Annotated in this window: 22 protein-coding genes; 15 read left to right on the top strand and 7 right to left on the bottom strand. The window is 43.6% G+C overall.

Annotated features, from left to right (window positions below; all coding sequences use genetic code 11):
- Window positions 1-86: 86 nt before the first annotated feature.
- Entirely contained in the window at window positions 87-2,498 is a 2,412-nt protein-coding gene (locus tag DS891_RS04880; RefSeq protein WP_174169023.1) for a TonB-dependent siderophore receptor, read from the top strand.
- 49 nt (window positions 2,499-2,547) lie between these two features.
- Here DS891_RS04880 and DS891_RS04875 read toward each other — a convergent pair whose 3' ends face one another.
- On the bottom strand, window positions 2,548-2,922 hold the full coding sequence (locus tag DS891_RS04875) for a VOC family protein (RefSeq protein WP_227387189.1): 375 nt from the start codon (window positions 2,920-2,922) through the stop codon (window positions 2,548-2,550).
- Between the two features lie 229 nt (window positions 2,923-3,151).
- Here DS891_RS04875 and DS891_RS04870 point away from each other — a divergent pair, with 229 nt between their 5' ends.
- Together DS891_RS04870 and DS891_RS04865 are read left to right on the top strand one after the other, a co-directional pair.
- A complete protein-coding gene (locus DS891_RS04870) occupies window positions 3,152-3,457 on the top strand; it encodes an NIPSNAP family protein (RefSeq protein ID WP_010604531.1) in 306 nt (101 codons plus the stop codon).
- Between the two features lie 27 nt (window positions 3,458-3,484).
- Complete coding sequence (locus DS891_RS04865) at window positions 3,485-4,000, top strand: GNAT family N-acetyltransferase (RefSeq protein ID WP_174169022.1); 516 nt, start codon at window positions 3,485-3,487, stop codon at window positions 3,998-4,000.
- Window positions 4,001-4,049: 49 nt separating this feature from the next.
- Here DS891_RS04865 and DS891_RS04860 read toward each other — a convergent pair whose 3' ends face one another.
- Window positions 4,050-4,949: an EamA family transporter gene (locus DS891_RS04860; RefSeq protein ID WP_174169021.1), complete on the bottom strand. Its 900-nt coding sequence runs from the start codon at window positions 4,947-4,949 to the stop codon at window positions 4,050-4,052.
- A 116-nt stretch (window positions 4,950-5,065) separates the two neighbouring features.
- On the opposite strand from DS891_RS04860, the gene DS891_RS04855 reads away from it, so the two are divergent.
- Complete coding sequence (locus DS891_RS04855) at window positions 5,066-5,548, top strand: MarR family winged helix-turn-helix transcriptional regulator (RefSeq protein ID WP_174169020.1); 483 nt, start codon at window positions 5,066-5,068, stop codon at window positions 5,546-5,548.
- 654 nt (window positions 5,549-6,202) lie between these two features.
- On the opposite strand, the gene speB is transcribed toward DS891_RS04855, so the two are convergent.
- On the bottom strand, window positions 6,203-7,123 hold the full coding sequence (speB, locus tag DS891_RS04850) for an agmatinase (protein WP_174169019.1): 921 nt from the start codon (window positions 7,121-7,123) through the stop codon (window positions 6,203-6,205).
- Between the two features lie 3 nt (window positions 7,124-7,126).
- Window positions 7,127-9,040: a biosynthetic arginine decarboxylase gene (speA, locus tag DS891_RS04845; RefSeq protein WP_174169018.1), complete on the bottom strand. Its 1,914-nt coding sequence runs from the start codon at window positions 9,038-9,040 to the stop codon at window positions 7,127-7,129.
- A gap of 694 nt (window positions 9,041-9,734) precedes the next feature.
- On the opposite strand from speA, the gene DS891_RS04840 reads away from it, so the two are divergent.
- The 7 genes from DS891_RS04840 (at window position 9,735) to DS891_RS04810 (ending at window position 15,814) form a co-directional block, all read left to right on the top strand.
- The gene (locus tag DS891_RS04840) at window positions 9,735-10,577 is read left to right on the top strand and encodes an alpha/beta fold hydrolase (RefSeq protein ID WP_174169017.1); all 843 of its coding nucleotides are present in this window, start codon (window positions 9,735-9,737) and stop codon (window positions 10,575-10,577) included.
- A 62-nt stretch (window positions 10,578-10,639) separates the two neighbouring features.
- The gene (locus DS891_RS04835) at window positions 10,640-11,029 is read left to right on the top strand and encodes a hypothetical protein (RefSeq protein WP_174169016.1); all 390 of its coding nucleotides are present in this window, start codon (window positions 10,640-10,642) and stop codon (window positions 11,027-11,029) included.
- A gap of 3 nt (window positions 11,030-11,032) precedes the next feature.
- Window positions 11,033-11,677 (top strand): DUF6058 family natural product biosynthesis protein, encoded by a 645-nt coding sequence (locus DS891_RS04830; RefSeq protein WP_174169015.1) that lies wholly within the window; start codon window positions 11,033-11,035, stop codon window positions 11,675-11,677.
- Between the two features lie 117 nt (window positions 11,678-11,794).
- Window positions 11,795-12,925, top strand: coding sequence for a type 1 glutamine amidotransferase domain-containing protein (locus DS891_RS04825; RefSeq protein WP_174169014.1), 1,131 nt, complete (start codon window positions 11,795-11,797; stop codon window positions 12,923-12,925).
- A complete protein-coding gene (locus tag DS891_RS04820) occupies window positions 12,918-13,829 on the top strand; it encodes a dienelactone hydrolase family protein (RefSeq protein WP_130126188.1) in 912 nt (303 codons plus the stop codon). The genes DS891_RS04825 and DS891_RS04820 overlap by 8 nt, the downstream gene beginning before the upstream one ends.
- Entirely contained in the window at window positions 13,829-14,530 is a 702-nt protein-coding gene (locus DS891_RS04815) for a response regulator transcription factor (RefSeq protein WP_174169013.1), read from the top strand. The genes DS891_RS04820 and DS891_RS04815 overlap by 1 nt, the downstream gene beginning before the upstream one ends.
- Window positions 14,531-14,551: 21 nt before the next feature.
- Entirely contained in the window at window positions 14,552-15,814 is a 1,263-nt protein-coding gene (locus tag DS891_RS04810; protein WP_174169012.1) for a sensor histidine kinase KdpD, read from the top strand.
- 81 nt (window positions 15,815-15,895) lie between these two features.
- Here DS891_RS04810 and DS891_RS04805 read toward each other — a convergent pair whose 3' ends face one another.
- On the bottom strand, window positions 15,896-16,591 hold the full coding sequence (locus DS891_RS04805; RefSeq protein ID WP_174169011.1) for a hypothetical protein: 696 nt from the start codon (window positions 16,589-16,591) through the stop codon (window positions 15,896-15,898).
- A 242-nt stretch (window positions 16,592-16,833) separates the two neighbouring features.
- On the opposite strand from DS891_RS04805, the gene DS891_RS04800 reads away from it, so the two are divergent.
- A complete protein-coding gene (locus DS891_RS04800; RefSeq protein WP_174169010.1) occupies window positions 16,834-17,685 on the top strand; it encodes a GNAT family N-acetyltransferase in 852 nt (283 codons plus the stop codon).
- Between the two features lie 6 nt (window positions 17,686-17,691).
- Here DS891_RS04800 and DS891_RS04795 read toward each other — a convergent pair whose 3' ends face one another.
- The gene (locus DS891_RS04795; RefSeq protein ID WP_010604549.1) at window positions 17,692-18,588 is read right to left on the bottom strand and encodes a LysR family transcriptional regulator; all 897 of its coding nucleotides are present in this window, start codon (window positions 18,586-18,588) and stop codon (window positions 17,692-17,694) included.
- Window positions 18,589-18,697: 109 nt separating this feature from the next.
- On the opposite strand from DS891_RS04795, the gene DS891_RS04790 reads away from it, so the two are divergent.
- Window positions 18,698-19,453, top strand: coding sequence for an SDR family oxidoreductase (locus tag DS891_RS04790; RefSeq protein WP_102056652.1), 756 nt, complete (start codon window positions 18,698-18,700; stop codon window positions 19,451-19,453).
- Between the two features lie 24 nt (window positions 19,454-19,477).
- Here the strand turns inward: DS891_RS04790 and DS891_RS24775 are convergent, their stop codons facing one another.
- Complete coding sequence (locus DS891_RS24775) at window positions 19,478-21,037, bottom strand: ATP-binding protein (RefSeq protein WP_174169009.1); 1,560 nt, start codon at window positions 21,035-21,037, stop codon at window positions 19,478-19,480.
- 158 nt (window positions 21,038-21,195) lie between these two features.
- On the opposite strand from DS891_RS24775, the gene DS891_RS04780 reads away from it, so the two are divergent.
- Window positions 21,196-21,576, top strand: a complete 381-nt coding sequence (locus tag DS891_RS04780; RefSeq protein WP_010604552.1) for a BlaI/MecI/CopY family transcriptional regulator — start codon at window positions 21,196-21,198, stop codon at window positions 21,574-21,576.
- 3 nt (window positions 21,577-21,579) lie between these two features.
- On the top strand, window positions 21,580-22,908 hold the full coding sequence (locus DS891_RS04775) for a M23/M56 family metallopeptidase (protein WP_174169008.1): 1,329 nt from the start codon (window positions 21,580-21,582) through the stop codon (window positions 22,906-22,908).

Below are 22,908 nucleotides of genomic sequence, written 5' to 3'. Positions count from 1 at the left end.
TTTTATAAGATTTTTACGGGTTTGTTAATTCGTAGACGTCTTAACGATGAATTATATAAATGGGTACATGAAAATAGAGGATGACCATGAAAAGCCATACTTTTAGAATAAATAAGTTTCAGCATGCGATGAATATATGTAGACGGAGCTTATTTATTTCTAGCGCAGGACTCATATTGGCAACTGCGAACGTTTATGCTAGCGATACTACGTACCAACTAAATATAGAACCCCAAACGCTTTCTACAGCGATAACCGAACTGTCAGCTGCAACGCAGCAGCACATTACTGCATATGGTGTCGCGTTAGCAGAGCAAAAAACGATACAATTGAAGGGAAACTATACGACGGAAAAAGCACTTGAAATTCTTTTGAAAGGAAGCGGGCTTGTTGCAACTAAAGTTGACGAAAATCGTTTCTCAATCCATGAAGTAGGCGCAGCTCTCGCGCGTGATAATGAAATTGAACGTATTGCGGTGACGGGCAGTTATGTGGTCAATGAGCCAATAGACACGGCAACAGGTTTGGGTCTGACATTGCAAGAAACCCCGCAAACCGTGAATATTATTACCCGGCAAAGTATTGAAGATCAGGCGTTAACGTCACTAACCGATGTGATTAATAATGCTTCTGGCATTTCGGCCAAAGCTTACGATAGCTCAAGGAATGCGTTTTCGTCTCGAGGCTTCAATGTTGACAACTACCAAATTGATGGGGTGCCAGTACAGTGGAATGGCGCGCAGAGTGCTGGTGAGTCGCTTACCGACACCGCACTCTATGAACGTATTGAAATCGTGCGAGGGGCTACTGGGTTGTTGACCGGCGCAGGAGATCCGTCGGCATCGATTAACTTGGTTCGTAAACACGCAAATTCGAGTGAACTTAGTGGCAAGGTAATTGCGCGCTTAGGGCGCTGGAACAATTATTATGCGAGTGTTGATCTGGGCACCGGGCTAAACGAAAGCGGATCTGTTAGAGGTCGAACGGTTATGGTGCTGCAAGAAGGCGACTCTTTTGTCGACTATGAAAAAAAGAGTAAACAGGTTTTTTATGCCACCGTTGATGCAGATTTGTCGAATGCAACCTTACTGCGATTAGGGTATAGCATTCAAGACAATGAACCCAAAGGCTCTCAATGGGGCGGGCTGCCAATATTCAACTCTGATCTCAGCCGTACAGACTTTGATCGTTCAGCTTCAGTGGCCGCAAAATGGAGTAGTTGGGCCAGTACACACAAAACATTTTTTGCAAACCTACATCACAGTTTTAGTAATGGATGGGAGTTGGTTGCCCATGCGAATAAAAATGTCAGCACTGCAGACATGTATTTACTTTGGGTATCCGGACTTCCTCATCCTGTGACGGGGGCTGGGATGACTGCTTCTGGATCGCGCCTAGAAAATGAAAGAGAGCAGATTGACTTTGGTGTCAGATTACAAGGCATGTACTCTTTATTTGACCACGAACATGAATTTGTAGTTGGGGTTGCAAAGAGCGATCAGGACTTTGTGTATTACGGCTATGAAGGTGGGGGGAGCAAAACTGCCAAACCAGTCACAAACTTTTTTGAGTGGAACGGGGAATTTGACCAGCCAGATTGGGGTCAAAAATACATCAGCCAGGATTACACCACTGAGCAAACAGGTTACTTTGCTGCGACACGAATACATTTGAGCGATAAATTTAAGGCAATTGTTGGTGCTCGGTTAGCGAGTTGGAATAGGCAGGGTGTATCCTATGGAACAGACCAAGACTATGGCGATGATGACGTATTTATTCCCTATGCGGGGCTACTGTATAGCTTAAATGACAGTCATACGATTTATACAAGTTATACGGAAATCTTTAAGCCGCAGAATGCGGTTGACGCTGATGACAATTACTTAGACCCCCTCACTGGGATCAATTATGAAATTGGTTTGAAAAGCACTTATTTCAATGATGCGTTACATACCAATATAACTTACTTTCAAACACAGCAGGAAAACTTAGCGGTTGTTGACCCTGATTTTGTTCCACGTCCTGATAAGTTAGCTGCATACAAGGAAGCAGATGGTGTTGAAAGCGACGGTTACGAGCTCGAAGTAGTCGGTCAGATCATGGACGGCTGGAAGATTAATGCCAATTATACTGCATTCGAAGCAACGGCTGAGGATAGTAGTGGCACATCAAATACGGTTAATACGCGATTTCCTCGAAAAATATTTAGATTATTCAATACCTTTGAATATAACCAATTTACATTGGGGGCAGGTATTTCTTGGGAGGGTGAAAATTACACTGACATAAAATCACCATTAGGCAATGTACGAGTTGAACAGCCAGCCTATTCACTTATCAATTTAATGGCTAGATACCAACACAACGAGGCGCTATCAGTACAACTAAATATTGATAATGCCTTTGATAAAGAATATTACAGTCAGATCGGCTTCTACTCGCAGCTAGCATATGGTGAGCCAAGAAATATTAGTTTGAGTCTTCACTACAAACTATAAATTTGAACTCCATATTCGATGGAAAAAAGGTATAGAGCTAGAAATAGCGCTATACCTTATCACTAGTAAACACGCGAATACGATGTCTATCAGGGTCTAATACGACAAAACTAGCGCCATATCCCTCGGCTTGCGGGACCTGAGCAAACTCAATATCTAGTAATTTCCATGTATCGTATAAAGCCAAAAGCGCTTCTTGGCTTGGTTGCATAATAGAGATTTCAGAACCGCCCCCGGTAATGCAACTTGGTGGTGTAAGGGCTGTGTTTTGTTTAAGTGCAATGGAGACGTTGTGTGCACATTTCATAGAAACAAAAGTTGGAGAAAGCTGCGCTGCCTCACATTGGAATAGCTGTCTATAAAACGCTTCGCTTAGCTTGATATCGCTTACATATAACACCAAAGAATCAATGGTGATCATCATGGGATTCCATCATTTTTTAAAAGTTGCAGCTAAGATACGCTCTTAGTGTGTCAGTTACTGTCAGTAGCTTTACGCTGAGTCCAAAACAGGAGTTTGAGCATTTAATCGAGACCGATAGTCCCATATCACTTTAACTTCATGTTATTAACGCTTAAAGTAATCTCGCACACTGTCTATCGGTGTGTAGAGCAATGTGAAACTGGTGTTTTTAACAAAAAGGAAAGGTTGTATGGTTACTTGCTACTTAAAATATGTTGTTGATCCGGCAAAAATTGCTGACTTTGAGGAATATGCGAAAATGTGGATCCCACTCGTCAATCGCTTTGGTGGGCAGCATAATGGCTACTTTTTACCATCGGAAGGTGCAAGTAATATTGCTTTGGCATTATTCACCTTTCCCAGTTTGGCGGCCTATGAAACGTATCGTAATGAGTCGTTTCAAGATGCACAGTGTCAGGCTGCAATTAAATTTGCAGAAGATACCGGTTGCATAATCAGCTATGAACGCAGCTTCTTTAGACCTGTATTTGAATAGAGGTGAGTAAATGGAGCTGAACATCTCGTGGAACTAGATATTTCTGCCAATCTCAAACTACAAAACCTTGCCGTGACGCATGCAAAGCCATTATTTTATTGCGTACAAAGCAGTCGTGCAAGTTTACAAAATGTGCTGCCGTGGGTTGCGACATTACATACCGAGGCTGATGCAGAGCGATACATCGACACACGTATAAACAACCAAGTCGGCGGACTTTGGTCTGCTATTGAATTTAATTGCGAGTTTTGTGGTGTGTTTGGGATCAAATATATGGATGCGCAAACGCAAACTGCTGAAATTGGCTATTGGCTTGGCGAAAAGGCAAGAGGTCACGGCTTAATCGGTCTAGTGCTTGAACAGGTTATTGCCAAGCTTCGAGAGGTAAGTGATATTAAAACTGTGGAGTTTCAATGCTTACAGTCAAATATTGCGAGCCAGCGGATCATTGAAAAAATAGGCGGCCAGTTTGTTGAGTCCTGTGTCAATGATTTGGGCGTAGCAGGTGACGAGTCGCTATATATCTATCGACTCGCACTCTAATTTCTTCTATTTGAGGGAATGAGCGCATAGTTGCTATGCGCTCAACTGATTAGTTTACCTCACACTTAGCAGGCACAGCTCGGCTTCGTAGGGTAGTGACGATAATTTGCGGTAATAGCGGCATTACAATCATGCCAACCATCAAACTATACTGAAGCGGCGTGAACGTCTCGCCCAGTAGCACCAACCCCGTCAAAATACCCGCAATCGGATTTGCAATACCACCAAAGGTAAAGTCCACCACAGACATACGTTGTAGTAACCACACGTACAAACTATAACCTAGCGCGGTGTTCAGGAGCACGACCCATAATATGCCGCTGAGATTAGTCATCGAGAAATTGTTAAAAGCTGCAATATACTTAGCTGGTGCGATCACACCGTGAACGCTTGATGCGAGTGTGAGAATAACGCCGCCAATAATGAGTTGCCAAGTTAACACTGTCCACCAATGCATGCGACCACCAAGAGACTTAGTGATTGAGCTGCCGATCACGATACAGGTTATTGCCGCAAGTATTGCCGCTAAACCAAGAGGGTTTAAACTCAGTGAACTCGGATCAAATAGCAACCAGGCCAACACAATAAGCGCCGCACCGCATAACGCTTGCACCAATCCCGGACGTTGCTTATTGACTAACCAATGATAAAGCATGGCGAACACCGGCACAGACACCATGCCCACGCTAGATATGGCAGATGGTAGCGTTAACGACATCACGAAGATCATGCTAAAAAAGGCCGCGATATTAATCGCCCCAAGGGCGCATAGTATTTTCCAGTCAGTTTTTTTTGGCAAACTTGGCTTAACTGCTAGCAAAATAAGCCCAGCTGGAAGCGCTCTAATAGCGCCAAGTAAAAGAGGCGGCCAGTCCGCAAGGGTGTATTGTGTCACCGCGTACGTGGTGCCCCATAAAAATGCAGGGATCATCGCAAGGAGTATATTCACATTAACTATCTTTATATTGAGATACTTTTCGCTAAGGTATTACTAAAAACACTTTTTGTAAAGTATCTTTATGTTAAGATATTTCTTTACAACGTTTGTTGTCGGGGCAAATATTAATGGATGCGATTGATAGAGTACAAGAGCAGTGGGCTCGCGAAAAACCACAGTTAGAAACAACGCCCATGGCGATAATGGGTCGCTTAGTGCGCATAGCTAAACATATGGAAGCCGAAGTTGAAAAGCTACATAAGCAATACGGATTAAATTTGGGCGAATTTGATGTGTTAGCTACCTTGCGCCGCAGCGGCAAACCATTTCGCTTAACCCCATCAGAGCTATTTAAAACCATGCTACTCACCTCTGGCGCGATGACCAATCGTTTAGATAAGCTAGCGGCAAAAGGCCTTATTAAGCGTGAGCATTGTAAAGAAGACCGCCGCAGTGTAACAGTTGAATTAACAGCAGAAGGCCTCGCCCTGATTGAAAAGCTGATTGAGCCGCATATCGCCATTCAAGCCCAATTGGTTGAAGGGATGAGTAAAGAGCAGCAAACCTTGTTAAATGGTGTGTTAAAAGAGTGGTTAACGCAATTTGAGTGAGGATATAAACAGTCTTGTAATATGTCGGTTAGGTTGGAATAAGTGAAGCACCACCACAAGTGTTTCATAGTGTAAATAATCTAGTGGGAGGCGGTTCACCCGCCGAGAAGTTATGTTTTCAAGCTATTGTTGATGATGAGTTTGCAGGCGACCACTTCGAGTTGACTAATGAGTAGAGCCTTCCTTGGCTAATATCAAAGCGCATCCACGCGTTCCTCGTTCATTCTTTTGAAACGACGCGGTCGAGCGAACCAAGAAAACGTCGCCCCGACATCACACTTAATCCTCAAATCCTAACCCGATATAGTGCAACCATCATGTAAGGCACATCCCTATGCCAGACAAGACTTAGCCAACATCCTGTCGGCACATTGCATATTGGTTTATACTTTTCGGGTGTGATGGAGGGGGAATAAGTCGCCTGTGGATTTCCACTTTCTCAATAGCAATAGAGTCGTTTACAAGTTCAGAAAATTGAGGCTCCAAATTCGCAGTATAAATATTTTTGTGGGAGGCGGTTCACCCGCCGAGAAGTATGTTTTTTAGGTGTGACGAAGGAGAATAAGTTGCATGTGAGATCTTCTACGACTTTACAGTAAAATCCAAACAAAAAAGCCACCTGGTTAAGGTGGCTTAATCTAACCCCGCATCCGGTTATTTATGCTTTACAGCCCACAGATGCAGTAGTTCGTGTGCAATGGTGGCGGCGGCGATTGCGGTGAGCTCGCTTTGGTCGTAGGAAGGGGAGACTTCTACTACGTCCATACCTATCATGTTTAGCCCTTGCAATGCGCGTAAAACCTTCAGCACTTTGTCGCTGGTTAGGCCGCCGCATACTGGGGTGCCGGTGCCTGGTGCGAATGCTGGGTCTAGACAGTCGATATCAAAGGTTAAGTACACCGGCAAGTCGCCAACGCGTGCTTTGATTTGTGCTGCTATTTCTTCGGCACTTAAGTCGTTTGCTGCCATAGCGTCAATCACGCCAAACTCGTGGCCTTGCTCTGTGTACTCGGTTCTAATGCCAATTTGCATTGAATGCTCTGGGCTTATTAGGCCCTCAATCGGAGCATGATAGAACATAGTACCGTGATCATAGCGTGAGCCTTGGCTGTACGTGTCTGTGTGCGCATCAAAATGTACAAGCGCCATTTTGCCGTGAATTTGCTGATGAGCACGCAGCAATGGCAGGGTCACAAAGTGATCGCCGCCTAGGCTTAATAGCGTTTTGCCTTGCTGCAAAATTTGCAGAGCAGCTAGCTCGAGTTGCGCAGTAAAATACTCAGGATCGCCAACCGGGTAAGTGAAATCGCCAGCGTCCTGAAGTTTAATTTTGTCCCACAATGCAAATGACCAAGGGTATTTTTTACTTTCCCAAGCTAAGTGCACGGATGCGCGACGGATTGCATCTGGACCCAAGCGTGCGCCTGGGCGTCCAGAGGTTGCCAAGTCAAATGGCAAGCCAAGTACCACAACGTCTGCATCAATATCTGTGATATTGCGTACCATTGGCTGACGTAAAAACGTCATGCCGTTGGAGTACAGAGAATGATCGGTGTGATCGAATAAGTGGCTCATGGGTTAAAAATCTTCCAAATAAGTATAGCCGTCAAGGCCGGTTTCAAGCTCTGCCAGGCAAGTAGCTCGTTCTTCAAGCGGTAGTTTGCTTTCAACTAGGTTGGCAAAGTTACGCTTAAATTGTTCAACATCAAGGTGTACATAACGCATCATATCGGCAACAGTGTCGCCCGCATCGACATTACCAAGCGCCAATTCGCCTTGGTCATCTAATGTGGCTACAACGGTGTGGGTGTCGCCAAATAGGTTGTGCATGTCACCTAAAATCTCTTGGTATGCACCCACCAAGAAAAATCCCAATAAATAGGGTTTATCTTTGCAAAACTCTGGTACTGGTAGGGTGGCTTCAATACCTTGGCCATCCACATAATGCTCCACCGTACCGTCAGAATCACAGGTAATATCCAGTAATACCGCGCGGCGCTTTGGCGCCTCTGTTAACCCGCTGAGTGGCAGGACAGGGAATACCTGTTCAATACCCCAAGCGTCTGGCAAAGATTGAAATAGCGAGAAATTCACAAAGAATTTATCCGCAAGCTTAGCACTGAGTTCGTCAATAATTGGGCGATGGAAACGGTTTTTGTTATCCATACGCTTGTTTAGCTCATAACATACGCGCAGGTTTACTTGCTCCGCCCAAGCTCTTTGCTCAAGGCTTAATAGGCCCATCGCAAATTGGCTGTGTACTTCTGCCAAGTCGCCCTGCGTATCATGAAAAATTTCAATCAACGCGCGGTCGTCGCTCTGCTCGTTGAGCGCCTGCCAAGACGTCCACATATTGTGTAGCAGTCTTGGGGCGTCACTTACCGGTGCAGTTATCTCTTCTACTTGATAGCTTTCGGTGCCAATCACATCGGTGATTAATACCGCGTGATGCGCCGTTAACGCACGACCCGACTCAGAGATGATCTTTGGCATTGGCTGATTGTATTGCTTACAGGTATCGCCTACGGTGTAAACGATGTTGTTTGCATATTCAGCTAAGCTGTAGTTCATCGAGTTGGACGACTGGCTACGCGTTCCATCGTAATCCACTGCAAGTCCGCCACCTACGTCTAAATTCAACAGGTTTGCACCTAAACGGCGTAATTCGCAGTAGAATCTAGCTGCTTCACCCACACCAACGCGCACATCACGAATATTGGCCATTTGCGAGCCTAAGTGAAAGTGCACCAGTTGCAGCGCGTCTAGCATGTCAGCTTGCTTTAATTGGTTAACAACCGTAAGGACTTGCGATGCAGACAGACCAAATTTGGACTTTTCACCGCCGCTTGCTTGCCATTTTCCTTTACCTTGTGATGCCAAACGTACGCGTAAGCCTAAACGTGGTTTAACGTTGAGTGCTTTGGCTTCTGCCATCACGATGTCGAGCTCAGAACGCTTTTCTAAAACGATATAAACCTGATGGCCTAATTTTTCACCGATAAGCGCAAGACGGACGTATTCTCTGTCTTTGTAGCCATTACACACGATCACTGCGCTGGTTTTCTCACTGAGCGCCAATACGGTAAGTAACTCAGCTTTACTGCCAGCTTCTAAGCCAAGCTGTTTTTTATCGCTGGCCGTTTGGCTTGCGATAAGCCCCTCAATGACTTCTTTTTGTTGGTTTACTTTAATTGGGTAAACCAATAAATAATCTTCTGGGTAGCTGTAATCAGTAATCGCCTGATTAAACGCACCAACAATATTATGTACGCGCTGTTCAAGGATTTGTGGAAAACGCACTAGCGCAGGTAGGGTATAACCCTCAGATTTAATTTGTTGTGCAATGTTTGTCAGAGTTACGGCGTGCTGTGGCTGCTGTTGGTTCGGCATCGCAGTAACCTCTCCCTGATCATTAATACCAAAGAAGCCTTGGCTCCAGTGGCGCACGTTGTAGCATTCACGTGCTTGCTCAGAAGAGGTAAATTTGGTCATTCAAGTTCCTTAACGTAAGTTAGAGTTCAGCCTGCAGTGCGCCATCAATGGCGGCTACTCACTGAGTGATAGGTAGAATTAACCTGAACTCAGCATAACAACTTATTCTCTGGCAGCTGTTACCCCCTACTACAGCGTTAAATTTGTTTGCAATAGGCCAGCTATTGACGCACAAATTTGCCTTGTATTAAGAAATAACATCTGGCCAGAGCGATATTACGCTTTTGAGCATGGATATTTTAGTTGATTAACTAACTTTTTATCCCGAGTTCAGGTTAATTAATTTTCGCGCATTAGACACAAATAGAAAGTCTCAGTCTAATGAGTTATTTTGCTCGTCAAGAGTGACAAATCTTTCCCTTAGTTTAGTTGCGCTATAACGTGAATTAAGTGAGTGTAAACAAGGAGTAGTAAATTCTACTCTCGTGGTTTTTTAAGCTAACATTCCATCAAAGCGCAAGATTTGCATCGTTGGCAATCAAGATTATTTATATCGCTTTGCTCGGTGTGCCTTTGCTTATTTTTGACGTGAAGCTTATTCGTCGAGAAGTTGATATCTTGTTTATGGGTTATGTAGCTTATTTCATTTATACGTTGAGTCAATAAAGTTTCAGAAGTTTCTGAAACTTCGTTGCGTTTATCGAGTAAACTAATTTAGTATGTTATTGGGAAAACTTAAAAATGAGAAAGGACAATGAAAACAATAACATCAGCAGTACTCGGACTCGTCGCTTACAGTTCAGTGGCCAGCGCCAACCAATCAGTTCATGAACACGATTATCAATATGTGGAAATAAACGGCAACAAACTTGCCTATGCTTGCAAAGGAGAGGGCGAGACTACCGCACTTTTACTAGCTGGTATGGGCCTTGATGCTCATGAAACCTACAAAAACACCATTCATAACATAAATCCAAAAGGCTATCGCTTATGTTTTTATGATAGAGCTGGCACCGGAAAAAGCACTTTTGCCAAGCCTCGAGTACGGACTATGTTGGAGCTTACACAAGAGCTTGAGGCATTCACTCAAGCCACTAAAATGGATAATTTGGTACTTGTACCTCACTCTTTTGGTGGGTTTGTTGCAAGGGCTTATGCCAACCGAAACCCTGAAAAAGTGAAAGGGATGGTACTTATTGATATCGCTCATGAGTCTTGGTATCACGATATGAAAAGTAAGATGTCTAAAGAAGCATGGAAGATAATGGAATGGATCATCAACTGGGAGCGAGATACTCATTCATTAGAAGATTTTGAAGAAGCTTCTGCCCATACAGAGATGTATAGAATCAACCGGAAAATGCCAGTTACCATACTGTCGCGAGGGATCCCTTATGTGACTATCCGCTCTACTGGTATGAGTTATGCTGATGTTGATGTTTATACTCAAACTTCAAAAGGCTCCCAAATAAAGCTGCAAGAAATTGGTGATAATGTTACGCCCATTACCATGAAATATGCATCTCACCTGTTTGATGAAACAGATCCATTTATTGCCATCAAATATATTGAAGAAATGGTGAAAAAGGTACGATAATATTTTTTACGCAAAGGGTTAGCGGTTATACTGCTGCTAACCCAACTAATAATAATAAAGCAATGTTCTCTCATCACATAATCAGTTCAAAAATCACGACTTTCTTAGTAGCTGCAGCCGGCTTTGCAGGGGTGGTATTGTCAGTACTGGGTGTATTTAACCATCCGGAATTGACGTTAATCCTCGACTTTACAGCAAGCTTTTTATGCTTGATGGTCGCGTATAAGTTATATCAAATGCAACTCAGGGCCTTAAGTTGGGCAGCAGTGCTCGGCGCGCTTATGTCCGTTGGCGTAGTCGTCGATGATACGCTAATCCAATTTTCATCAGGGCTGCTATTAACGGTTCAGTTGAACCTAGAAACCATAGCCGTAAACATCAACTTGCTTGGCTTGATTATCATCGCGACTGCGCTCACGGCAAAAATAAAGCTAACTAATTCAAAGGAATAATTAATGGAGCTACTTACCTATCTGCAGACGCATTTTATTACCAAAGAGACTTTGCTACGCGAGTCGCAGTTATCCCATCTTGAATTGGCTATGTTAATTGAAAAGCGTTTGATGCCAAAAGCCGCCTATAAGTTAGCATTAAAGCTTGAATGTGATTCTTTCTTTGGTGAGCACAGTGATGAAAGCTGCCTAGAATTTTATCCGCAAGGCGCTTTAGTGTGGCTTGGTGCGGTATCACAAGTAACGGATGAAGCACAAGCCTTTACACTCTTTAGTAAACGTTATAAAAACCAACTGCATAGATTAAAAGCGCAAGGCTTTAATCCGAGAGGTGCAAAGCTGGATCAAGACATCGACGCGCACTTAGAAAGTGAGTGGCAACACTTCCTTGACGGTATTTACGGACTTTGTACTAAAACGGGTTTACCTGAAGATATTGCAAATAAAGAAGCCGCCATCGTTATCATCAATGAGTATTTGGCAAGAGATGAACACTTGAGTTCAGATGAACTAACCAACCTTCACCAAGTGGTCGATTTATTGGATGAGGCCAGTGCATTATTTGCGCCTCATGAGCGTGAACGTAGCTCACGCAAGCGCTTAATAGATGACGTGAGAGCAAAATTTCCAAAGCCTTTAACATCATAATTAACTGTTTTTCGCTTTTTAAATCATGTGAATTGACTTCACATCCATTTCACACCTGTCCGCATAAAGTGTCTGTAACAAAACAACACAAGGGTCAACAGGCCCGAGGACAGGATGATGAACAAATCACTATTAACCTTATCTCTCGTTGCTGCCTTATCAGCAACTTCAATCAATGTGGTTGCGCAAGATAAAAATACACCTCATGTGCTCATGGTGCTCAGTAGTTATGGCGAAATGGGGGCTGATGGCTCTTTAAGCAAACCTGGATTTGAATTTGACGAGCTCAGTAAAGCGTATGCCGTGTTCAAACAAAATGGCATAAAAGTCACGTTAGCCTCGCCAAAGGGCGGTGAACCACTTGCCGATAAGTTCGATAAGAACAAACCCTACAATCAAGCATACAGTAACGATACGACAGCGATGGTGCAGCTTAAAAACACTAAAAGACTGAGAGAGTTAGAGCCCTCGCAATACGATGCTGTATTTGTGGTTGGGGGCAAAGGCCCAATGTTCGACTTGCATGACTCCAAGCCGTTACAGGCGATTATTCGTGATATCTACGTTAACAACGGCGTGATTGGTGCGGTTTGTCATGGTCCTGCTGCATTGGTGGATGTAAAGCTTGAAAATGGAGAGTACTTAATCGCTGGCAAGCGAGTAAATGGCTTTACCAACGAAGAAGAAGCAGCGTTTGGTAAAAAGTGGACCAAACAGTTTCCATTCCTACTTGAAGATAAACTCATTGAACGTGGAGCATCGTTTGTGCAAGACGGGTTGATGTTGAATCAGGTCAGTATTGACGGTCAATTGATCACAGGGCAAAACCCTTTTTCTACGGTAGACACTGCTAAAGCGATGGTTGCGGCGCTAGGTCTGACGGTAAGCGAGTTACCGCGATTCAAAGACGATGAAAGTATCTTGTTGGTAGAAGAGTTCTTTTCAGATAGTAGCAAAGCGAAGGCGCGTTATTTAGCGGATAAGTCATCATTTGATCCTATGTTGCTCGGGATCTCTGGTTTATATCAAGCGCAGCATGCGCAAACTGCTCATCAACTTGCCGTGGCCATTGAGTTGATGCAATTAACCCTTGCAGATATCGATCACCCCATGTTGTACGAAGCGCTAGTAAATGCACAGCTCAAACTAAATGATGTATCTGGCGCAAAATCCACAATAAAAGCAGCGCTTAAAAAGCACGGTACGGCGGAGAGTTTGATTGCACTAAAAGAGAAAGTTTATGGTTAAGCAAAACTGGAGAAAAGCAATGTTAGTAGTGACTGGAATTATCGCGGGCGTTGCCGCTGTTTGGTATGCAGTATTTGGATTAAAGCCATACAGCGTTACGCCAGAGGAATTAACGCAAATATATAGCTATGAGCAAAAGGCGGTGGAGGTAAAGCTATCGCCGCTCGAGGGCAATCAATTTTCACTCGAATACATTAGTTTTGACGGTGATAAAGTGAATGGCCAAATCATTTACCCCACTAATTACGATGCTAGTAAACCAATGCCTATCATGGTGGGTGTCCATGCGATGGCTCGTAGTTATGTGCGTTGGATGCAGGAGAGTTTTAGAGGATATGATACGTTTGAGCAAACCGATGAACTTACCAAAATGGCACTAGCAAGCGGGTATGCCGTGGTGGCCATTGATTCAAGAAATCATGGTAAGCGTAAAGATCTCGAACATGGTATTTTTAAAATAATGGATGATTTAGATTGGTGGGGCAAGCGCGAACCGTACGAAAAGTTAATTATTGATTCGGTAAAGGATCACAGGGTACTGCTTGATTGGATTGCAACTCAACCGCAATTTGATCAAGACCAAATCAGTGTTGCGGGATATAGCATGGGAGGTCAAATCAGTTTAATTCTAGCGGCGCTGGATAAACGAGTAGATAATGTATTATCAATTGTGCCGCCTTACCTGACTAACGCTGTGGCACGAGTGGCGATTAAAAACTTTGCGACGGCAGTTGATTCTCCCAAGGTGTGGTTGGTCTCGGCTGATGACGATGAATACACAAGCGAGCGTGAAAATGAAGCACTATTTGAAGCCATTGCGAGTGTGCAAAAACATCATGTAGTCATTGAAGGTGGGCATCTCTTGCCTGAAGGCTACTACAAAAAACTACAAGGCTGGTATTAATGAAAGCAAGCTCACAACTCAATATTTTAGTGATTGAAGACAACCCCGCGATTGCAAGTAATATAGCCGATTACTTCGATATGCAGGGACATAATCTGGACTTTGCTTATACGGGAGAGCAGGGTTGTGAGCTTGCATTAACGCAATATTTTGACTGTATTATTTTAGATATTATGCTGCCAGATATTGAAGGGCTTGAGGTCTGTCAGCGATTAAGGCTTCAAGCCGACAGACATATTCCCATCATCATGTTAACTGCTCGAGATACTTTGGACGATAAATTAGCAGGATTTGCGCAGGGTGCGGATGATTACCTCACCAAACCTTTTTCGCTAGAGGAGCTAGCAGCCCGAGTCAGCGCATTAACTTGCCGATTAAATCCCACACCTGCTGCAAGAACACTTAGCGTGGGGAACGCAGATAAACAGGTTACGCTCAATTACCAAAATCAAACGGTAACGCGGGGTGAGACTGCACTCGTGTTACCACCAATATTGTTCAATATTCTTAAAATTTTGATGGAAAGTTATCCTCGAGCGGTATCAAAGAGTGAGCTTGTTGATCGTATTTGGGGCGAGGAGGGCACTGACTCGGACTCTTTACGGTCACATATCTACCAATTACGTAAAGCGGTAGATAAGCCATTTCCAACTGCCATTATTAAAACCATTCACAGCGTTGGCTTAGTGCTGGATTTATAGCTGAAATTGCAACTGAGAAAAATGAAAACAAAACAACTAAGAAACCGCATCATCACCTACTTTGTCTCTATTGTAGTACTGCTCAGTATATTATTTTCACTGATCACTTTGCTTTTCAGCTACATTATAGAAGACAGTTTTTTTTATCAAATTTTAGAGGATGAAAGAAAGCAGATAGCGCTTCAAATCGTCAATAACGAGACACCAGAACCGCATTTTGACTTCGTCACGTTTCATCCGACAACCGACACTTTACCCGCGGTGGTAAGAACGCTACTCGCTGAGGAACCAAACCGTAAAGAGTTTAGTGCTGAGGCGGGTAAACATTATCATATCGCCTTTCTAAACAAGGATGACCGTGGACAAGGCATATTGCTTGCTGAAGTAAGCGGCCATCTTGTGGTGCGCGAACTGCGAGGCTTGATGCTTGGTTTTTCACTGACCTTATTGGCGATTGGATTAATCATTGCGTTATTGTTAGCGCTCGGTACGGTAAAGCTGGCAAAAAAATTACTTAAACCTTTGGATGAGCTCATGGTAATTGTAGAGGCGAGTCCCGTTGAAAACTTCCCGACCAATTTTGCATCTCAGTTTTCGCAAAATGAAATTGGTAAATTTGCACAAACGCTTGAATCAGCCCTTGCTCGTATTCGAGCATTCGTTGAGCGTGAACGCCAATTTACCAGAGATATTTCCCATGAATTGAGAACACCTGTCACCATTTCCCAAGGGGCGGTTAGTTTACTCAACCACACCGAGTTAAACAGTAAACAGCAAGAGCTGGTGGCAAGGATAGCGGAGTCTGACCAGCAGATGCAGCTAACACTAGAGGCGCTACTTGCCCTTGCCCGGGAAAAAGCCGATACACCGGAGCAGACTAATTTACAATCCGTGATTGAAGCTTGCATTATTAATAACCAAGTGCTGTTTGAGCATAAAGTCCTAAGTATTGACTTACCCGGCAATGTATTTGTTCCTATGGCCGCGCAGGAGCTAAGATTGGTAGTACAAAACCTGTTACAGAACGCTGTACATCATAGCCAAGGTGAGCAAATTCATATTCGTTACAGAGATAATACACTAACGATTGCGGATAATGGTCAAGGGTTACCAGAGATCTTTACGGCAAACGAGCAAGCCTTTGAGTCTGGCATGCGGGGTCCTAATAGTTTAGGTACTGGCATTGGCTTATCGCTAGTAAAGCGTCTTTGTGAGAAGTTTTCTGTGGAGGTGATGATTGAAAGTGGCGAAACGGGTGTATCGGTTCACTTAAAGTTTGCTTAGGGTTGTTGTTGACCTGACCCAACATAGTTTGAAAAGGCACGGTGACTTCTGTTATCGTGCCTTGAGAGAATTTAATTGAACTTAAGAAAACTCGGCGATAACCAATACTCTCTTGTGTTTAGCGCTATAAAAAACAATCCCTTCACCACCGCCTTCAAAATAAGTAGAGAAGCAGAAGGTACCAAGGTAAGTAAAATCTACACCGTGCTCTTCATCAAAAAAGCCAATTTCACGAGTGGAGTAGTGGCTGTAATTCTCGCCGCTTTGCTCATCCATAGCGTCAAAATAGCGCGTTTCATCATCACCTTCTTCATCCCACAAGTAGGCGTCCCAATTGCAACCGAGTATGGGTTGGCCACCGAATTCAAATAGCGGATCACTTTCATCATTTTCGTCAAGAGAGTAGTTAAGTCGTTGATGTTTGGCGTAGAAGCTGGCTGCTTGCTGATAGTATTCGCTATAGTCTTCAAAATCCTCCTTCTCTTCACTTAGGTTGTCAACATTGTGAGCGTCAACTTGCCACCCATTGTCTGTCAGTGAGTACGAGATATAAGGAAGGTCGCCATCAAAAATCTCCATAGAAATCGGTAATGCGATAAGTACATTGTCATCGCTGTTTACGTCTAACTTTGAATAGGCAAGTAGTCCTATTGGTAATAACTGATTGTCATTAAACGCGACATCTTGGCTGCTCGGGAATGGCTTGTAAAAATCAGTCGCTTGTAACACTTTTGTCGCAGAGCATGTGAGCGCCGAATCTTTAATGTAGAGGGCCATAAAATAACTCCTTTTTATGGTTTATTTTTTTGGTAATTAATACGTTAGGCTTATATTTGGTGCACACCATATAGCGATGTGTGTGGAAAATCAATCCGTGATAATAATTGTTCGGGCGGCAGCGTGCCTGTCCTTTATATTTTCTCCAAATTTGTAGCTTATCATGCTTATGATAGGGCCATTGCAGTGCTGGATTGTCCGCTATAATACAAACTACATCAGGTGAGAAAAGTAGATACGCCATGGAAAATAGAACATTTAAAATAAAAGTAATGGATTTAACTGAATTAGAAATTGCAGCAAAGTGGGCTCTGCAAGAAGGGTGGAACCCTGGGCTTAGCGATGCTAAGTGCTACTATCAAGCCGATCCAAATGGCTTTTTAATTGGCTATCTAGGCGATGAACCTATCGCTTCGATTTCGGTGGTTAAGTACGATGATTCATTTGGTTTTTTAGGCTTTTATATTGTTAAACCAGAATATCGAGGTAAGGGTTATGGGATGCAGATTTGGCAGGCTGGACTTCAATATTTAGCTGGTTGTAACGTCGCACTGGATGGAGTGGTCGCGCAGCAAGAGAATTACAAAAAATCGGGTTTTAAGCTCGCCTATCGTAATATTCGCTACGAAGGAGTGGGTGGCGGCGAAACGCCTGATTGCACAAACTTAGTGGCACTTGAAAGATTACCGATAGAAGAGGTCATTGCTTACGACAGTGCGTTTTTCCCAGCAAAAAGAGTAGCCTTTGTTGACGCTTGGATTAACCAGCCAAACTGCCACGCTTTAGGCATTAAACAGGATGACACACTTGTAGCCATAGGTGTGATCCGTCCTTGTCACGTCGGCTATAAAATAGGCCCTCTTTACGCTGATAACGTAGAACTTGCAGAAACACTCTTCTTAGCGCTTAGGTCCAAGGTATCAGCAACTGAGGCCATTTACTTGGATGTGCCAGAAGTAAATGCCGCTGCTGTTACGCTTGCACAAAAGTACAAGATGTCGCTTTCTTTTGAAACCGCAAGAATGTACACCGCTGAACGCCCCGATTTGCCATTAACGCGAGTGTTCGGTGTAACTTCGTTTGAAATTGGCTAGTTTGATTCAATCGAAGCGGTATTGCTGATAGGTTGAAGTCAATAGCTCAACAAACTCCCGTACCTTTGCGGGAGTATATTGCTTCGACAAGTACAGCGCGTGAATAGGATAGCTTTCATCGTGTAGTTCAGGTAGTAGCTGTACACAACTGCCTATAGCTAATTCATCTTTAAATGCCCATAGCGGCCCGTAATGCACACCAAGGCCAGCATTTACCCAATTTTTTAGCACTGCAACACTGTTGGCGATGAGTTTACCACTTACCGCGACGGCTTCACGGTGCAGGCCTTTACCGAGAATGAGCTGATTATCAAGTTTAGGTTTATTGTAAAAGATAAAGTCCAGTTTGCTTAAATCGCTAAAGCGTTGTGGTTGCCCCATGCGTTCAATATACGATTTAGAGGCCACCAAGACCCGTGGTACATGACCTAGTTGTCGGCAGATCAAGGAGGAGTCATCCAGTTTGCCAATCCTAATTGCAATATCGATTTGTTTAGCCTTGAGATCTTCAAAATGACTGCCGAGCAGTAACTCGATATTGAGCTCTGGATAGGTGGTTATCATGGTTTGTACCACAGGTGCAATGAAGCGCTCGGCGAAGTCGTGTGGGGCTGCAACCCTCAATGTTCCAGAAGGCAGTGCTGAGGTGCCTGAAATCGACTCTTCTAATTCCCTTTTTTCATCAAGTAATTGCTTTACGCCTTTATAGTACTCAAGCCCAACCTCAGTTGCGGCTGTTTGTTTAGTGGAGCGCTGTAAAAGTTTTACTCCTAATCGACTTTCTAAGTTTGCGAGCTTTCGGCTTACCGAGGACGGATCGGTACCTATCACCTCAGCCGCAGATTTGAGGCTGCCAGATTCAACGGTAAGAACAAATAAATCTTCTTCAGTAATCGATTTCATAGCGGATGTAAAAAATGCAATTAGTAAATGACTAAAATCACTATACCTGTATCCCTTTCACCTAGCTACACTAAAAGTCGATTGAATATTTCAAGTAGGAGAAATAGGTATGTCTAAGCAATTAACAGGTAAGGTTGCGTTTATCACTGGGTCAGCCAAAAATATGGGGAAGGATTTTGCTATTGCGCTGGCAAAGCAAGGCGCTAATCTTGTTATTCACTATCATAGTGCCCATTCTAAACTACAAGCATTTGAAACCCAGAAGGAAGTTGAAGCGCTGGGTGTTAGGACGACGCTAGTACACGGAGATGTCAGCAATAAAGCGCAAGTAATGAATATATTTGAGCATATTATTAGTGAGTTTGGCGGCGTAGATATCGTTATCAATAATGCCGGCACTATCAGCAAAAAACCGTTTGTTGAATATAGCGAGGAAGATTTTGACAGGCTATTTGGGATCAACTGTAAAGGGGCATTTTTTGTGATGCAAGAAGCCGCTAAACATATTCGTGATAATGGTCGGATCATTAATATGGGCACTTCGCTGCTGGCAGCATTTACTGGAAATTATGCACTCTATGCTGGCTCAAAAGCACCACTTGAGCATTTCACTCGTGCGCTGGCAAAGGAAATCGGACATCGAGGAGTGACCGTCAATACTATTGCACCAGGTCCAATTGACACAGACTTTTTCCGTGGCGAAGAAAACGAGCAAACCATTAATTATTTGCAGTCTGCAAGTGTAATGAACCGACTAGGGCAAGTAGACGATATTACCCCTGCGGTGCTTTATCTTGCGTCGGAGCAATCACGCTGGACGACTGGGCAAACTTTGTTTGTTAACGGAGGTTTTGTCACTCGTTAAGTATGCTATTAGGGCACAAGTTGGTTAGGCGGTTTGTGCCAACGTTTTGTTCGCCAACAAGATGGTAAAAGTGGTGCCATTTCCGGCTTTGGAATTGACTTTTAAGTCACCTTCTAAATGTTTTTTGACGAGATTATAGGTGACGGAAAGTCCAAGCCCGGCATGACCATGTTGGCGAGCTGTGGTGTAAAAGGGCTCGAAGATCCGGTTTAGGACCTCATTACTCATACCGATGCCTTCGTCTTTGACTCGAATAAATATTTTATTGTCAGTGATCTCTAAACGAACAGCAGCAAAGGGCTGGGTATTAATATCATCGCTATAACCGTGAATTCGGGCATTCTCAAGCAGTTGTAATAAGGTTTGCTGTAGCGCATTAACGTTGATTTTGACCAGTTGTTCCAGTTTTCCTGTTGCGCTAAATTCAACGCGCATCTTTAACTGGAAACGTGCCGTTTGTTCGCAATAATCGCGAATAACGGCTTCTAGGTCGACAAGTTGCTCGACGTCAGTTTCTTGCTCTGCAGAGATATTCTTGAACTCTTGTACTAGCTTTGCCGTTTTGCCGAGATTTCGCTCTGCGATAGACAACCCAGAATCCAATGCTGCCATAATTTCTAAAAACTCAGCGTGCGATAAACGCTGCGCTTTCATGCCTGTTTCCATCACATCCACTTGTTCTTGGCAGGACGACACCGCGGTAATTGAGACGCCAAGTGGGGTATTTACCTCGTGAGCCAATCCTGAAACTAAACTACCTAGGCTCGATAATTTTTCCGCCTCTACCAGTTGCTGGTGGATCACATGGATGTGGCTAAGGAGCTGGTTGATGGCAAGGCTAACATCAGTCAATTCATTGTGATTATCAATGTCGATACGTTTTTCGAGACTCGAGCTCTCAATAATGTGGTTAATTTGCGAGCGAATATGATCGATTGGATGTTGAATAGAGCGGTATAAGGCGAAGCCAACGGCAATTAAGCTCACTAATACAATCACAGAAAAAGTAATGAGCAACAACTTTAGTTGGCTAAATTGTTGCTCGGTTTGCTCCACAATACCGAGTGCGACATCATTTTGTACCTTGGTGAGTGCTTGTAATGATGCAGTTAACGGATCGAACTTTTCATAGAGTGCGGTAATAAACTTATTTTGCGGAATAGCTAAAAATGTCCCTTGATCTATCGCGCTTTGGATTGTGGCAATATGCGTAAATACGGCCTGCATTTGGAACTCAATGAGTTCGACCTTGACTTGCTCCGCCGTCACCAAATAAGTGTTTAGATAGCTTTGCCACACGTTGTTCATGACCCGAGTAGCATCTGCTATTTGCATCAGCACCTCGTCTTTGGAGACCAGTCCTGCACGATACTTATGAAGTATGTCGACAATTTGAATCGCACCGTGATCTGATACTTTTTTTATTTGAATAAGCGGCACAACACGATCGGCGTATAGAGATTCTACTTCTGACTCAAGGTGAGCGTAACGGTTAAAAGCATATCCAAGCAGTAAGGCAAGCGCGATGACGGGAAATACAATTAGCAGCCATAGTTTATGGCGAATATTAATTAGCTCTAGCACTACAGATAACTCATTTTTTGCATATCAACTTGAAGTATAAGTGCTGTTGATAATGTCGCCATTTTTCGTGGTGAAAATTAAAAAAGCACAATATGCGACTTGTGTCGCACTTTTTTGTTTGTTAATGTGTGACATATGTCGCAGTTGTGAGAAAAACAATGAAACCAAACTCAACCGAACTAATCGTTTTAAAGATCCTTTGGCGTGAACAGCCAAGAACGGGCAAAGAAATTCATACAGAAATAGGATCAAAGCTCAGCTGGAGCTACTCATCAACTCGAAAAACCCTTGAGAGAATGTGTGAAAAGGGTTATCTCACCGAGCAAATGCAAGGCAACAAAAAAATATACTCAGCTGTGCTTGCTAAAGTACCGACTCTCGCACTTTATGCTCAAGAGTTTGCAAAGCAAATCATGGAGTTGGATGAACCACTTCCAGTCGCTATGTTTTCAGATAGTAAGTTAATTGCAGCGGATGAATTAGATGAATTGGAAGCCATGTTAGATGAGTTAGCTAAGACGCAAGGTGATAAAGAGTAGGGTATGGAACTAATATTACTTTCGGTCTTGCTGTGGGTGGCGCTTAGTGGCTTAACGTACGCGCTTGGAGTGAAATTTTCCGCTCGGTATGTACGGAATAAAGGACTTTGGTGGGGCGTGCTGGCAGTGACTTTTGTGCCTTGGATCCCACTTGAACACATGGGGCAACACAACGCGATTCCAGCCGTATTGTTTAATGCCAATTTACAACAATTTGCAGAGCCGCTGCTGGCAATGACGAAGCGCACTCAAGTTGCGTCTGACTGGCTAAACCTGACGCTTATGGCTGTATTTCTGGTCTATTGCGTTGGGCTAATCGCTCATCTTTTGGTACTTGGGCGACAGTATTGGCGAGTAAAACGCCTCTGTAGCACCGCCTCAAAAATAAAGCTCGGTGCACGGAGTTGCTATCAATTGCCAATTACTTGCTCTCCTTTTGTGTTCGGACTGTGGCAACCTAAAGTGTATTTGCCGGTGGAATTTGACACGCTACCAGAGGCAGAGCAGCAAGCACTTATTCTGCATGAGTTAACCCACATAGATAAAGGCGATCACATTGCCGTCGTAATTTGGCGAATACTCGCGACGCTTGCTTGGTTTAATCCGTTTATTGCAAAAATGGAACAGGGCTTTATTCGAGCGATGGAATATCGCTGTGATGAGGTGACGATAGCGAAGCACGGCCTTGAGCCTTTGGCTTATAGCAAAGCATTAATGAACTCTTTAAAACGGGCTGCTGCTCCGCCGAAAACGATGAATATGACAGCAAATTTTGCATCTAACTCTTTGACTTTAGATGATTATAAAAAGCGTTTTAGCGTTATTCTTAAATCTAAAAAGAAGCCAAGTAACCTTGTGTTGATAGGGTTTTTTGTGTTGCTTAGTTCAGGTTTAGCCTATGGCAATATTCAATGGACAATGGGAACGGCGATGGTCAGTAAAACATGGACATACCCAGTCGTCACACCTGAAATAACATCAAGGTTTGGGCATATATCGAACTTTCGTCACAATAAAGCACATCAAGGACTGGATTTAGCTGGCGGCGCTGGTGAACCTGCGATGGCGGTTGCCAGCGGTACGGTCACGATTGCTGATGATAAAACCTTGCCTGAGAATTACGGTAAAGTGGTGTTGATCCATCATGACAATGGTTATCAAAGTCTCTACGCACACCTTGATAGCATTGATGTTGAAGTGGGTGAGCAAGTATCGCAAGGAGAAGTGATCGGTACCATAGGTGAAACCGGTCGAGTCACTGGTCCACATCTACATCTAGAAGCTCTGCATAACAACACGCGCATTGATCCGCTGACCTTATTGGAAAATTAA

Source organism: Pseudoalteromonas sp. JC28 (assembly GCF_013319255.1).
Lineage (GTDB): Bacteria > Pseudomonadota > Gammaproteobacteria > Enterobacterales > Alteromonadaceae > Pseudoalteromonas.
This window is presented reverse-complemented; position numbering and strand designations above follow the sequence as displayed.